Consider the following 523-nt stretch of genomic DNA (forward strand, 5'->3'; position numbering starts at 1 on the left):
ATGAACGCCTACACGGTGTCCCGGCTGGCCCTTGATGCCGGGGTGAGCGTGCATATCGTGCGCGACTACCTGCTGCGCGGATTGCTGCGGCCAGTCGCCTGCACCACGGGTGGCTACGGCCTGTTCGATGACGCCGCCTTGCAGCGACTGTGCTTCGTGCGGGCCGCCTTCGAGGCGGGCATCGGCCTCGGCGCATTGGCGCGGCTGTGCCGGGCGCTGGATGCGGCGAACTGCGATGAAACTGCCGCGCAGCTTGCTGTGCTGCGTCAGTTCGTCGAACGCCGGCGCGAAGCGTTGGCCAATCTGGAAGTGCAGTTGGCCGCCATGCCGACCGCGCCGGCACAGCATGCGGAGAGTTTGCCATGAACAGCCCCGAGCGCATGCCGGCCGAGACACACAAGCCGTTCACCGGCTACCTGTGGGGTGCGCTGGCGGTGCTCACCTGTCCCTGTCATTTGCCGATTCTCGCCATTGTGCTGGCCGGCACGACGGCCGGCGCGTTCATCGGCGAGCACTGGGGTAT

General features: G+C 67.3%; 2 protein-coding genes. Both read left to right on the plus strand.

Annotation, left to right across the window (positions count from 1 at the left end; translation table 11 throughout):
* The coding region (merD, locus tag R7P74_RS29160) for a mercury resistance co-regulator MerD (RefSeq protein ID WP_000995361.1) at positions 1-366 on the plus strand (366 nt) is incomplete at its 5' end.
* Positions 363-523 (plus strand): broad-spectrum mercury transporter MerE (gene merE, locus R7P74_RS29165; RefSeq protein ID WP_318124209.1); only part of this gene is annotated, 161 nt, incomplete at its 3' end. The genes merD and merE, both read left to right, overlap by 4 nt.

It is taken from the genome of Vibrio sp. 2033, from assembly GCF_033339735.1.